At 46.3% G+C, this 12,941-nt stretch carries 11 protein-coding genes and 1 other annotated feature; of the genes, 5 read left to right on the top strand and 6 right to left on the bottom strand.

Annotated elements, in window-relative coordinates:
* Window positions 1–189: 189 nt before the first annotated feature.
* The 3 genes from clpB to rluD all read right to left on the bottom strand — a co-directional run bounded on the left by clpB (window position 190) and on the right by rluD (window position 4,550).
* Window positions 190–2,763, bottom strand: coding sequence for an ATP-dependent chaperone ClpB (gene clpB / locus PG915_RS03585; protein ID WP_353497906.1), 2,574 nt, complete (start codon window positions 2,761–2,763; stop codon window positions 190–192).
* Between the two features lie 84 nt (window positions 2,764–2,847).
* A complete protein-coding gene (pgeF, locus tag PG915_RS03580; RefSeq protein ID WP_353497905.1) occupies window positions 2,848–3,576 on the bottom strand; it encodes a peptidoglycan editing factor PgeF in 729 nt (242 codons plus the stop codon).
* Window positions 3,576–4,550 carry a 23S rRNA pseudouridine(1911/1915/1917) synthase RluD gene (gene rluD / locus PG915_RS03575; protein ID WP_353497904.1) on the bottom strand — a complete coding sequence of 325 codons (975 nt, stop codon included), beginning with the start codon at window positions 4,548–4,550 and terminating at the stop codon, window positions 3,576–3,578. Before rluD ends, pgeF begins: the two co-directional genes overlap by 1 nt.
* 130 nt (window positions 4,551–4,680) lie before the next feature.
* Between rluD and bamD the strand changes: the two genes are divergently transcribed.
* From bamD to pheA, 4 genes are all read left to right on the top strand, one after another.
* Window positions 4,681–5,406: an outer membrane protein assembly factor BamD gene (gene bamD / locus PG915_RS03570; protein ID WP_353497903.1), complete on the top strand. Its 726-nt coding sequence runs from the start codon at window positions 4,681–4,683 to the stop codon at window positions 5,404–5,406.
* Between the two features lie 111 nt (window positions 5,407–5,517).
* A complete protein-coding gene (locus tag PG915_RS03565) occupies window positions 5,518–6,981 on the top strand; it encodes a lytic transglycosylase F (RefSeq protein ID WP_353498658.1) in 1,464 nt (487 codons plus the stop codon).
* A gap of 287 nt (window positions 6,982–7,268) precedes the next feature.
* Window positions 7,269–7,601: a ribosome hibernation-promoting factor, HPF/YfiA family gene (hpf, locus tag PG915_RS03560; RefSeq protein WP_112459827.1), complete on the top strand. Its 333-nt coding sequence runs from the start codon at window positions 7,269–7,271 to the stop codon at window positions 7,599–7,601.
* 139 nt (window positions 7,602–7,740) lie between these two features.
* Window positions 7,741–7,862 (top strand) — a sequence feature (Phe leader region).
* Between the two features lie 10 nt (window positions 7,863–7,872).
* Window positions 7,873–9,063 carry a prephenate dehydratase gene (gene pheA, locus PG915_RS03555; protein WP_353497902.1) on the top strand — a complete coding sequence of 397 codons (1,191 nt, stop codon included), beginning with the start codon at window positions 7,873–7,875 and terminating at the stop codon, window positions 9,061–9,063.
* A gap of 59 nt (window positions 9,064–9,122) precedes the next feature.
* On the opposite strand, the gene PG915_RS03550 is transcribed toward pheA, so the two are convergent.
* Window positions 9,123–9,782, bottom strand: a complete 660-nt coding sequence (locus tag PG915_RS03550; protein ID WP_353497901.1) for an OmpA family protein — start codon at window positions 9,780–9,782, stop codon at window positions 9,123–9,125.
* Between the two features lie 191 nt (window positions 9,783–9,973).
* Between PG915_RS03550 and yjjX the strand changes: the two genes are divergently transcribed.
* Window positions 9,974–10,489 (top strand): inosine/xanthosine triphosphatase, encoded by a 516-nt coding sequence (yjjX, locus tag PG915_RS03545; protein ID WP_353497900.1) that lies wholly within the window; start codon window positions 9,974–9,976, stop codon window positions 10,487–10,489.
* Window positions 10,490–10,545: 56 nt separating this feature from the next.
* Here yjjX and trpR read toward each other — a convergent pair whose 3' ends face one another.
* Together trpR and sltY are read right to left on the bottom strand one after the other, a co-directional pair.
* On the bottom strand, window positions 10,546–10,833 hold the full coding sequence (gene trpR / locus PG915_RS03540; protein WP_353497899.1) for a trp operon repressor: 288 nt from the start codon (window positions 10,831–10,833) through the stop codon (window positions 10,546–10,548).
* A gap of 72 nt (window positions 10,834–10,905) precedes the next feature.
* The gene (gene sltY / locus PG915_RS03535) at window positions 10,906–12,885 is read right to left on the bottom strand and encodes a murein transglycosylase (RefSeq protein ID WP_353497898.1); all 1,980 of its coding nucleotides are present in this window, start codon (window positions 12,883–12,885) and stop codon (window positions 10,906–10,908) included.
* Window positions 12,886–12,941: the final 56 nt, after the last annotated feature.

The raw sequence follows: 12,941 nt of genomic DNA, 5'->3' as shown, positions 1-12,941 counted from the left end.
TGGAGATTTCTCTCTCCGTTCCCGTGTCAGCGAGGTGGCATTATAGAGATCGCCATTCACTTGGCAAGCGCTAATTTGCACTAAATTCGCTTTTTCTTTCCATTCGCACACAAATGAATCAGAACGCCCAAAAAAGACACAAAAAAGGGGAGTGACCTCCCCTTTTATTTGCCAAAACGCTAGTAATAGCTATTGGCCAACCGCAATTTTGTCGTTATTGACGATAAGTTTGACCGGTTTAGTGGGATCCACCTTACCTGCTAGTATCTCTTTAGCGAGTGGGTTCTCTATACTTTGCTGAATCGCTCGTTTTAGAGGTCTAGCTCCGTATACCGGGTCATAGCCCACTTTCGCAATGTAATCGAGAGCTGTATCTGCCACGACTAACGAGTAGCCACTGTCTTCCATGCGCTTACCTAAACGCTCAAGCTGAATGCTAGCAATCGACTTAATGTGTTGCTGACCTAGTGGGTGGAATACCACACTTTCATCCACACGGTTTAAGAACTCAGGTCTAAAGTGAGACGTCACTACATCCATCACTTCTCGCTTAATGCCTTCATAATCGAGAACTTGGAAATTCTCTTGGATTCTCGACGACCCTAAGTTCGACGTCATGATGACGACAGTGTTTCTGAAATCCACCGTGCGACCTTGTCCATCGGTAAGGCGACCATCATCTAATACTTGTAGAAGAATATTAAAGACATCTGGATGCGCTTTTTCTACCTCATCAAGTAAGATCACCGAATATGGCTTACGTCTCACCGCTTCCGTTAAATAGCCACCTTCTTCATAGCCAACATAACCAGGAGGAGCACCGACTAGGCGCGCCACCGAATGTTTCTCCATGAACTCAGACATGTCGATACGCACCATGGCATCTTCACTGTCGAACATAAAGTTGGCGAGCGTTTTACACAGCTCAGTTTTACCCACACCTGTCGGACCTAAGAATAAGAACGAACCAATAGGCTTATTCGGGTCGGCAAGGCCTGCACGACTACGACGAATCGCATCGGAAACCACTTCCACCGCTTCCGCTTGACCAATGACGCGTTTATGTAGAACCTCTTCCATACGAAGCAGTTTGTCTTTTTCTGCTTCTAGCATCTTAGATACAGGAATACCGGTTTGCTTCGACAATACTTCTGCAATTTCAGCGTCTGTCACTTTGTTACGAAGCAGGCTCATCTCTTGCATCTCAGCTTGCGTCGCTAGGTCTAGTTGTTTCTCTAGCTCTGGGATACGCCCATATTGAAGCTCAGACATACGGTTTAGATCACCAGCACGTCTTGCCACATCCATATCCAATCTTGCTTGTTCTAACTCAGCTTTAATATGTTGCGTACCCGAAAGCGCCGCTTTTTCTGCATTCCATACTTCTTCAAGCTCAGCATAGTCACGCTCTTTAGTGTGCAGCTCTTCATTTAAGGCAGAGAGACGCTTACTACTTGCATCATCCGACTCGTTTTTCAGTGCTTGCTGCTCTATTTTAAGCTGGATGATTTTACGCTCAAGCTTATCTAATGACTCTGGCTTAGAATCAATTTGCAGACGAATGCTTGAAGCGGCTTCGTCAATAAGATCAATCGCCTTATCAGGTAGCTGTCTATCGGTTACGTAACGATGGGAAAGACTGGCCGCCGCAACAATCGCTGGGTCCGTGATTTCCACGTGATGATGCAATTCGTAACGTTCTTTCAATCCACGAAGAATCGCCACCGTGTCTTCAACACTTGGCTCATCTACCAGCACTTTTTGGAATCGTCTCTCAAGTGCAGCATCTTTCTCTATATATTGACGGTATTCGTCTAGAGTAGTCGCGCCAACACAATGCAGATCACCTCGGGCAAGCGCTGGTTTGAGCATATTGCCAGCATCCATTGAACCTTCGCCTTTACCCGCCCCAACCATGGTGTGCAGTTCATCGATAAATAGAATGATGTTGCCTTCTTCCTTGGCAAGCTCATTGAGTACCGATTTCAAACGTTCTTCAAATTCACCACGATATTTAGCGCCAGCCACCAAAGAGCCCATATCAAGGGAAAGAACTCGGCGACCACGTAAGCCTTCCGGTACTTCATTATTGATAATGCGCTGAGCTAACCCTTCAACAATGGCGGTTTTACCCACACCAGGCTCACCAATAATGACCGGGTTATTTTTGGTACGGCGCTGCAATACTTGAATCGTTCGTCGGATCTCATCGTCACGACCAATCACCGGATCAAGTTTGCCCTGCTCAGCACGTTCGGTAAGATCAATAGTGAACTTTTCTAGCGCTTGGCGTTTTTCTTCTGCGTTTGGGTCATCAACCTTTTGACCGCCACGAATCTGCTCAATGGCTTGGTTGATTTTCGCTTCCGTAAGACCTTGCTCTTTAAGCAGTTGTCCTAATGCGCCTTTGTCTTCGATAGCCGCAAGCAAGAAAATCTCAGATGAGATATACGAATCTTGGCGTTTTTGAGCCACCTTATCACATAGGTTGAAGAGCTGACCCATTGAACTAGATAGCTGAACGTCACCACCTACGCCTGTCACTTTTGGAAGCTTATCCAATAGCTCGGCCAGTTTTGAACGTAAATGAACCACATCGACGTTCAACATTGTCAGCAATGGACGAATAGAACTTCCCTCTTGGTTAAACAAAGCAACCATGAGATGGACAGGTTCAATATATTGATGGTCTCGCCCTAGAGCTAGAGACTGAGCATCAGAAATAGCGACTTGGAATTTGCTAGTAAATCGATCTAAGCGCACAGCAACCCCCTTTAATTACATACGGCTTGATATGCAAATAAGATGGTTACTCACATTGAGGATTTCAAGAGTGGAAATAGAAAATCAGGCGTTGATCCAAATAAAGCTCGCCATACGGCCAGTTTGCCCATCGCGTCGATAAGAATAAAAGCGAGTAGGATCCTTGAAGGTACATAGCCCGCTCTGAGTAACTGAATTGACTCCAAGTGACTTGAGCTTCATCTCAGCAATCGATGCTAGATCCGCCAGCCACTTACCTGATGACGAGTGGGGTTTGAATGCAATAGCGTATTCAGAATGACTTGCACAAAATGCCTCACGAACATCCTCACCGACCTCAAAACTATCAAAGCCAATGGCAGGGCCAATCCAAGCTTGCAGCTCAGTCTCGAAAAGAGACACTGCATTTTCAACAATACCATCAGCAAGGCCGCGCCAGCCGGCATGAACAGCAGCAACGGCAGTGCCGTCTTTAGCCGCTAGCAAAATCGGCAAACAGTCCGCGGTCATTGCACTGAGCACGACACCTGGCTGAGTCGTAAAACTCGCATCGGCATCGATAACGACATCAGTGGGAGTCGCAATATTGGCAACCACAGTAGAGTGGGTTTGATTAAGCCAAACTGGCGCGGTTGGCATGTTCGCTAACGCAGCTAGTTGAGCTCTATTCGCTTCAACATCCGCAGGGTTATCACTGACATGCATCCCTAGATTCAACCCAGAAAACGGCGCTTTTGATACACCGCCTTCTCGAGTTGAAGTCACCGCACTCACATTCGGTGCGGTGTGCCAATTTGGCTTAAGAGTCGACATTAATAGTCTTCTTCTTTATTTAGCTTAGTGTCTTCGCGAAGCGCTTCTGCCATTGCCACCATATCGTCAGGCACTGGTGCATGGAACTCCATCTCTTCGCCAGTCACTGGGTGAGCAAACCTCAACATTACCGCGTGCAGCGCTTGACGATCGAAACTACGGATCATATCCGTTAGCTCTTCACTTGCACCGCGCGGGATGCGTGCGCGACCACCGTAAGCGGTATCACCTAAAAGTGGATGCTGTAGATAAGACATGTGTACACGGATCTGGTGGGTACGACCCGTCTCTAGACGCAATCTAATACGGGTATGCTCACGGAAGTGTTCTGCAACACGGTAGTGAGTCACCGCTGGTTTACCGAGCTCATTCACCGCCATCAACGTACGTTTCGTAGAATGGCGACCAATTGGCTTATCCACCATACCACCCGCGGTCATTTTGCCGATCGCAATCGCTTCGTACTCACGAGTAATATTACGTTTTTGCAGAGCACGAACCAAACGCGTTTGCGATGGAACCGTCTTCGCCACTACCATCAAACCTGTGGTGTCTTTATCGAGACGATGAACGATACCTGCACGAGGTACTTCCGCGATAGCTGGGTAATGATGCAAAAGCGCATTCAGAACCGTGCCATCTGGTGTCCCTGCTCCAGGATGGACAACGAAATCTCTTGGCTTATTGATAACAATGATGTCATCATCCTCGTAAACGATGTTTAGAGGAATATCTTGCGCTTCGAAGCGTTCTTCATCTTCTAGTTCAGCTTGAACGGTAATCAGTTCACCGCCCATCACCTTAGTGCGAGGCTTGGTAACCACTTCACCGTTAACCGCAATTTTTCCGTCAAGTAGCCATTCTTTCAGGCGCGAGCGAGAAAAATCTGCGAAGAGTTCAGCTACAGCTTGGTCTAAACGTTGACCTAACTGGCTGTCTTTTACTGTATTTGTTAATTCAATCTGCTGAGCCATATCGAACTTTTTAAAAAACCTTGGGACTAATACCACGAGTGTGGATAATATAGCTCATCATTGTATCTGTTACTGACAAGAAAAGTAATGGAAGCGGAAAAATATTTACGTCAAGGAAACTCGTTCTCGTATGAAACTACTTAAACTAACAGGCTTGCTTTCTATAGCTTTGTTGTTTGGTTGTGCTGACAAAGAAGTCACCGTCCCAGATGTCCCGCCGTCTCAGTTGTATTCAGAAGCCCAAGAGTCACTGCAAAGTGGTAACTGGACGTCGGCCATTGAGCGCCTTGAAGCACTAGACTCTCGTTACCCATTTGGTGCTTACACTGAGCAGGTGCAACTTGATCTCATCTATGCCTACTATAAGAACGATGACCTGCCATTAGCGCTTGCGACCATCGAACGTTTTTCTCGCCTTAATCCTACGCATGAGCGTTCGGATTGGGTTCTGTATATGCGCGGTCTAAGCCATATGGCGCAAGATCGTAACTTTATGCACGATATCTTCCGTATCGACCGTTCTGACCGAGACCCTGAGCCAGTAAAAGCCGCGTTCGCAGATTTCGACCGCTTGCTGAAGCGCTATCCGAACAGTGCCTATGCCGAAGATGCTGCAAAGCGCATGGTAGCACTGAAGAATCGCCTCGCGAATTACGATTTGGCAACGGCAGATTTTTACCTGCGACGTGAAGCCTGGATTGCTGCCATTAACCGCACACAAGAGCTTCAAAAGACCTACCCAGATACTGAAGCTGCGCGTAAGTCACTCAGCATTCAAAAGCAAGCCTACGAAAAGCTAGGCATGAAAGAGCAAGTTGAGCGCACTGAAAAGCTCATAGAACTCAACCCGCAATAATAGATTATACCTTTAAAAAAGCGCTGTCTTATCAGCGCTTTTTTTGTGTCTAAGTTGGCGAAAATCCGTTTTCATTTATATAGTTATCATTAGATATGTAGTGAAAAAGGAATAGAAGTGAAAGCACTATTACTGTTTTTTGTTTTCGTTGTCTTCTCGCTACCACTGCGAGCACTAGAACTAAGCCCATTAAGCAACACCCCTTATACAGGGGACTTAGACACGTTCACAGAAAAGCGAGTACTACGTGTATTGGTGTCTGCCGATCTCGGTTTTTACTACATCGAAAAAGGGCAACCAAGAGGCATCGGTGCCGAGCAGCTCTATCACTTTGAAAATTACCTAAAGAAAAGATTCCCCAAACTCAAAGTACAAGTCATACCCGTACCGCGCGACGATCTTATCCCTGCACTGGTCAATGGTTACGGCGACCTGATTGTTGCCAATCTTACCGTAACCCCAGCCCGTGAAGCCGTAATCGAATTCAGTCGCCCCATACTCGACAATATCGATGAGCTCATCATCACCAGCGACGACTACCCTACTCTTTTAAGCCCCGAAGACTTAAGTGGCAAAGAAGTCTGGGTACGTGCCAGTTCAAGCTATTTTGAGAGTCTGCAAGAACTCAATAAAACACTCACCGGAGACGGACGCCCGCCTGTATTGGTTCAGTACTTAGAAGAAACATTACAAGATTACGAACTGGTTGAGATGGTCAAACAAGGCTTAGTCAGCGCTACTGTTCTTGATAGCCACAAAGCTTACTTCTGGAACAAAACCTTTGATGATTTGAACATTCACAGCGGCATTCCCCTGCGCAGCGGCGGACAGATAGCTTGGGCGATGCGCAAAGGTAGCCCGAAGCTTGCAGAGCAAGTTAATGCTTACATCAAAACAGCTAAGGAGGGGACGCTGCTAGGTAATGTTATCTATAACAAGTATCTGGAGAACACGTCATGGTTTGCCAAAGCGCTTGATCCCAAAAACATTGATCAATTAGAGAAGCTGGTTTCACTATTTAAAAAGTACGCAGACCAATACGACTTTGACTTCCTAATGATTGCAGCACAAGCATTTCAAGAGTCAAAACTTAATCAAAACAAGGTGTCTCCAAAAGGTGCTGTCGGTATTATGCAGGTGCTGCCGAGCACAGCACGAGATCAGAACGTCAACATAAAGAACATCAACAACATCGACAACAACGTACATGCTGGGGTGAAATATTTACGCTTTATTCGCGATCGCTATTTCAGTGATGATGCCATTAGCGAAGATGACAAAGTCTATCTATCGCTGGCTGCTTATAACGCTGGCCCCGGCAACATATCACGCATGAGACGCTTAGCCGAAAAGCACGGTTACGATCCCAATAAATGGTTTGGCAACGTCGAACTTATGGCGCGACGCAACATCAGCTCAGAGCCTGTCACCTATGTGGCCAACATCAACCGGTACTTTGTTATCTACAAACAGTTGGAGTCATTGCAGGAGATCCGCGAAGAGCAACAAGCCAAAAATCAAGACATTGAATTCTACAGAGTATTGGGGAGTAACAAGGAGGAAACCGTTAAGTGACAAAGATCACATTTCATTAGTGAGCATTTAATAGACAGCAACTTTTCTTAGGTCGTACTAAGTCGCCAAAAATGGGGAATTTTCAGAACGCTACTCTATCCAAATTAATGACTTTTGGAGGAAAGAAAAGGCTTTTTTACTGTTAACGATACAAAGTTTTGCGATAGATCACATTTAGATTTGGACATCAAAAACCATTACACAAGAGTGATCTAGATCACGTTCTTTTCGGTCTGGATGAGTAATCTGGAGTTAACCCATGAGGGATGCAACAGAGGAAAAAACATATGAGAGTAAACATCACTGGTAAAAACATTGAGATCACCTCTGCAATCCGTGAGCATATCGAAAGCAAATTTAAGAAGTTAGAAAAGTGGCAAGTCGACATCATCAGCTGCCAAACTGCTTTCAACGAAGAGCCAAACAAACAGATGAAATTCGAAGCGGCCATTACGGTACCCAAAGGCAAACTTGTCGCTTCCGCTACTCATGAAGATTTATACGCTGCCGTGAACGAGGTTGAACAGAAGCTAGAACGTCAGCTAAACAAACTAAGACACAAACCGGAAGCTCGCCGCACAGAGAAGCCAGAGCTAGCTGAAGTAGAAGAAGTCGAATAATTCGGTCGTCTTAGCGAATAGCAATTCAATTTAGTCATCATTATATAGCGCCTACGGGCGCTATTTTTTTGCTTGACGCCCCATGCTCCCTTGCTTATTGTGGGGCTTAGCCAATACAAACTGATAAACAACGATTTATGCGCCCAATTATTCTGTTCTTTTTTGACTTCTTTTTTCTCCACTAGGCTTGGAGGCTTCTTCGTTTTCGAAAGAAAAGTCAAAAACGAACGGAAAGCCTCCCAATTGGGAGGCTTTTTATAAGGATTATTTGATGACCGACACTAAGTATTCTCTTGACGACATTCGCCTGCGACTCAACGAGTTGGATGACAACCTGCTGCAACTGCTATCCGAGCGCCGTCAGCTCAGTATTGAAGTTGCTAAAAGTAAGGTACAGACTTCGAAGCCGGTTCGTGATGCCGCTCGTGAGCAGCAGCTACTCGTCAAGCTGATTAACAATGGTAAAGATAAATACGAGCTTGATGCGCCATACATCACCAAGATTTTTCACACTATCATTGAAGACTCAGTGTTGCTTCAACAGGTCTACCTGCAAAATCTCGCCAACCCAGACCAGAGCAGAAAGCCAGTGGCACGCGTCGCATTCTTAGGCGCCAAAGGCTCATACTCGCACTTGGCAAGTCGTGACTACTTCTCGCGCAAGAACACCGAATTGGTTGAGCTTAACTGCGATCAGTTTAAAGAAGTCATCAAAACCGTTGAATCCGGTCATGCGGATTACGGTGTGCTTCCCATTGAGAACACCAGCTCAGGTTCGATCAACGAGGTGTTTGATTTACTTCAACACACGACACTGCATATCGTTGGCGAAATCACCCAACCGATTGAACATTGTCTTGTTGCAACCAAAGAGCTTCGTCTCGAAAACATCAAAACGCTCTATTCACACCCACAGCCGCATCAGCAATGTAGTGAGTTTTTGAGCCGCCTAAAAGACGTGACATTAGAGTCTTGTGCGAGCACTGCTGATGCGATGCAAAAGGTACAACAGTTAAATCGCGATGACGTAGCAGCAATTGGTCATGCCGCAAGCGGTAAGCTTTATGGCTTGCAATCTATTCAAGGCAATATTGCTAACCAAACAGAAAACCATACGCGCTTTATTATCGTGGCGAGAAAGCCTGTCGAAGTGTCTGCACAAATTCCGGCGAAAACCACTTTCATTATGGCAACGTCACAGGAAGCTGGCTCACTGGTGGAAACCCTATTGGTGCTGCAGCGTTATGGCATCAATATGACCAAGCTTGAGTCGCGTCCTATTATTGGTAACCCGTGGGAAGAGATGTTTTATGTCGATGTAGAAGGCCATAAGGATTCTGAAGCGATGAAGTGCGCGGTCGATGAGCTAGTGAAGATCACTAAGCACTTAAAAGTGCTTGGCTGCTACCCTATCGACAATGTCAAACCGGTCATTCCAGACCTGACCGATAAGAAAGACTAAAACAAAAAATCCCTAGGCACGACCTAGGGATTTTTTTATGTCATCTTAGAAAGCGCTGCTTATGTAAGAGGCAAGATTTTGATCTCTACGCGTCGATTGCATTGGCGTCCTTCCGTCGTAGAGTTGCTACAGATTGGAAAGCGCTCCCCCATACCACGCGCTACTGCGCGGCCGGGGGCAACCTTTTGGCTCACGAGGAAAGCACGAACTTGTTCAGCGCGCTTCTCAGATAATTCTTGATTGTAACTCGCACTACCAGTGCTATCGGTATAGCCATCAATCACTAGACTAGTATCTGGGTATTCAACCAAAATACGCGCCACGCCTTGCAGCGTTTTATGAATATTGCGATCTAACGCGTGTGAGTTGCTGGCAAAGCCAATACCGTTTTCAAGGCGAAGTACGAGCTGGTTGTCACCAGTACGTTCAACTTGCACACCAGAATTTAACAGCTCTTGGCGAAGTGCTTTTTCCTGTTGATCGAAGTAGTAGCCCGCGCCACCACCAATGGCAGCACCACTCGCTGCACCTAACAGAATGCCCTTACTATCGCCACCGGAGGCGATACCCACTGCAGTGCCTGCAATGGCACCAATTACGGCACCTTTGGTTACAGAGTTCGTTTCGTATTCACCGGTTGTGGCATTTTGACGCTGCGTTGCCTGACAACCTGCCAGCGTCATAATCCCTAAAGCCACCACTACTTGTTTTAATTTCATATCCATTGTCTCTTGTCGATGCTTCTTACCTAGAAAAACAGAACATCATACTATAAAAATTATATTCGTTGTTAATTGAACTTCAAATAAGCTCATTACCAGAGTACGAATATTGAAAAATTTAATGACATGAATAAGGAAGATTTACGTTAGAATTAGGTTGTTACGTTCTCTACATGGATATGTCTGTCATGAAAAAGGTTGTCATTGCCTCTCTTAATCCCGCCAAAATTAATGCTGTAAAAAGCGCGTTTGAGTCGGCTTTTCCGAACCAAAGTTTTGAGTTTGAGGGCGTCAGCGTCCCTAGCGATGTAGCAGATCAGCCCATGGATAACGAAGAAACACACCGCGGTGCAGTAAACCGAGTCAATAACGCGAAGCAGGTCAAGAAAGGTAGCGATTATTACATAGGGATAGAAGCCGGACTTGACGGCGGCTGCACGTTTGCGTGGATGGTGATTGAATCTCAAGGCTTGATTGGTGAATCGCGAAGCGCCAGTTTGATGTTGCCCCCTGCGGTCGTCGAGCAGCTGTCACCCACTGTCGAGCTTGGAGACGTGATGGACAAAACATTTGGTACCGACAACATCAAGCAAAAAGGTGGAGCCATTGCGCTGCTCACACAGCACCAGCTCACTCGAAGCTCGGTGTATCATCAAGCGTTAATACTGGCTTTAATTCCTTTCGTTAACCCCGAGCATTTCTAACCGCCTATTTTCTATCGCTTAGCGATAAAAAGAATGAGCGAGACTCAAAGGTCTCGCTATTTAAGTAATAAGTCGCTAAGCGCGTTCCTGTCGGCGTCCTCAAGACGTTTCACTTCTGCACTGCCACGAGTAATTGTCGCAACACCCACCCCTAACATCTGGCTAATTTGACGCTGAGATAAATCGCCCTTTAACAGCTCACACAAAATGTTGACGCGAGCCGTCACCGCTTCACGTTCGTCAGGAGTCAACAAAAGAGTCATTAACTGCGCTTGCTGCTCTGTACTTTGTGAGCGTTGGATCAGGTCGAGAACTTGTTGCCAGTCTTGGTATTGAGGTTCCATGAATCATTCCATTAGATACTTGCAATACTCCATTCTAACCCCAAGCTCGCGCCAATGCCTAGCCCAGGGTCATCAGTAACGTCTTTTCGCCTCAGCATCGGTTAGGAAACTTCCCTGAACACCCATCAGATCACGGTAATAAACCTGGAACATCAGAATGTTCTGAACATAGCCACGAGTCTCTCTAAACGGTATCGCTTCTATAAACGCGATAGCATCTAAATTACCATCGGATGCCGCACGCCAGCGCTTAACGCGGTTGGGTCCAGCGTTGTAAGCCGCAAGCGCAAAAATACGATTATAGTCGTAGTTCCCTAGTAATTCATTCAAGTAATGCGAACCGATTTCAATGTTTTTTGCGACCTGATAAAGCTCGCTAGTGCGCTTGTAGGCAATCTTATGCTTCTTAGCGGTGTACTTAGCCGTAGCGGGCATAATTTGCATAACCCCTCTTGCGCCAACAGATGAACGAGCCTCCACATCCATTGCACTCTCCTGCCTTGCCAAAGACATAAGAAGATCCTTGTCTAGGTCAAGCTTCTCGCCATAAAAGTTAAACCACCATGCATGTGCCTGTGGAAAGCGAAGACTCATGTTGTCCCACATTTTAGCTGAAATGGTTGCGACCACCGTCAGATGATGCCAACGCTTTTTGCCTGCATACGCTGCCAGCATCTCTCTATCTGTTGTGGATACTCTAGACAGCAAAAAGCGCCACTCAGATTTTGCTGCAGCAATTTTATCGCGCGCAATTAACTCTTCGATGCGTGTTAAGCTCGTTTGGTATGGCGCTATCGCGGCGTTATCGAGCGTGGTGGTAGAAATAGGATAGACAATCGAATGCTTAAGCTGTACTGCAGCCGCCGCACTATAGAAATTGCGCTGCCCGACAATTGATTCCAACCGTTTTTCACCCTGCGCCTTATCGCCACGACTGATCTCCGCTCTCGCAAGCCAATACTGCCAGCGACTAGTCTGCTTAGCTTTGTCACTGAGCTTACCAATCCATTGCTCCAACCCCCTCCAATCGGCTTGCTGCACCGCTAGTCGAGCGCGGCGTTCTAAATATCCATCGCTGCTAGATTTCGCCAAAATACTGTCGCGCCATTTGGCTTCGCTATCTGAGTCAGTAGTAATAAACCGCATTGCCACGTACTCATTCATCGATTGTTTGAGCTCTGGGGTCAATTGACTGTTTTTATTAAGTGAAACTAGCGCTGTGCGAGCTTGCTCTTTGTCACTGCGAGCAAGCTTTTGCAAAGCAAGTTCGGTGAGAGTGGAACGATTGGGCTCAGGGAAGCTGCTTGAAGCAAACTTGGTCACCATTTTCGGTGATTTAAACAAACTTTGAATTTGCTTACCTTGCTGTTTGCCCTTGGAAGTTTTGAGCTGTTTATTCAGATAGTTAATCAAAGAGCCATTGCGACGTTGAAACGCCAGTGTCATTCTCTCGAGAACCAGTTCATCGCTGCGCAGCCCCGCTTTGGTCCACGAATCAAATAGAGGATCACAAGCACTATCAACACTGTCACCACTTTTCCACAATGTCTTTGCTCCATCATAGGCTGAATCCGTATTACCTGTTTTTAACTGCGCATAGTGGTAGTGACATTGGTAACGTTCACCACTTGGGTAGCGGGTTTGAAACGAGAGCAAATCGTCCCAACGCTTTTGCCTGGCGAGCTGGTCTACATAGGGGGCTCGAATGCGTGATGAAAAAGGAAAAGCCTGATGTTTCTCGATAAAACGGTTCACTTGCGATACAGATTTGTCAGCTAACTGCAGCGAAAATACGCGATAATCGACATAAGGTGTTAAAGAGTAATCCGCAATTTTCGGGCGGATTTTGTTATAACCGTTGATGTTTCTACTATCAATCAGTTCTTGCGCCATATCGTAAGCTGCACGCTGGCGCTCGAGCTTATTTTCAGAGGCTGACGCATTAGTTTCAGAGGCAATCGCGCTACTCATTAGCGCTGGTAAAGCCAAAGTCACGATAGCTCCGCAAGCGGTACTGACGAGCGGCTTCCGGTATCGTTGTTTAGAGTTCATGTAACCGTTCCTTCGATGTTGTAACAGTTGACCAAGAGAAGTATTGTTATTGTTTT

Source organism: Vibrio sp. CB1-14 (assembly GCF_040412085.2).
GTDB classification, from domain to species: domain Bacteria; phylum Pseudomonadota; class Gammaproteobacteria; order Enterobacterales; family Vibrionaceae; genus Vibrio; species Vibrio chaetopteri.
The sequence above is the reverse complement of the archived record's forward strand: the minus strand, read 5'-3'. Positions and strand labels throughout refer to the sequence as shown.

Excerpts from the sequence above, each read along its gene's own strand:
- hpf (WP_112459827.1), top strand. The coding sequence starts at position 7,269 with ATGAGAGTAAACATCACTGGTAAAAACATTGAGATCACCTCTGCAATC.
- rluD (WP_353497904.1), bottom strand. The coding sequence starts at position 4,550 with ATGGCTCAGCAGATTGAATTAACAAATACAGTAAAAGACAGCCAGTTA.
- PG915_RS03550 (WP_353497901.1), bottom strand. The coding sequence starts at position 9,782 with ATGAAATTAAAACAAGTAGTGGTGGCTTTAGGGATTATGACGCTGGCA.
- pheA (WP_353497902.1), top strand. The coding sequence starts at position 7,873 with ATGACCGACACTAAGTATTCTCTTGACGACATTCGCCTGCGACTCAAC.
- pgeF (WP_353497905.1), bottom strand. The coding sequence starts at position 3,576 with ATGTCGACTCTTAAGCCAAATTGGCACACCGCACCGAATGTGAGTGCG.
- trpR (WP_353497899.1), bottom strand. The coding sequence starts at position 10,833 with ATGGAACCTCAATACCAAGACTGGCAACAAGTTCTCGACCTGATCCAA.
- bamD (WP_353497903.1), top strand. The coding sequence starts at position 4,681 with ATGAAACTACTTAAACTAACAGGCTTGCTTTCTATAGCTTTGTTGTTT.
- yjjX (WP_353497900.1), top strand. The coding sequence starts at position 9,974 with ATGAAAAAGGTTGTCATTGCCTCTCTTAATCCCGCCAAAATTAATGCT.
- sltY (WP_353497898.1), bottom strand. The coding sequence starts at position 12,885 with ATGAACTCTAAACAACGATACCGGAAGCCGCTCGTCAGTACCGCTTGC.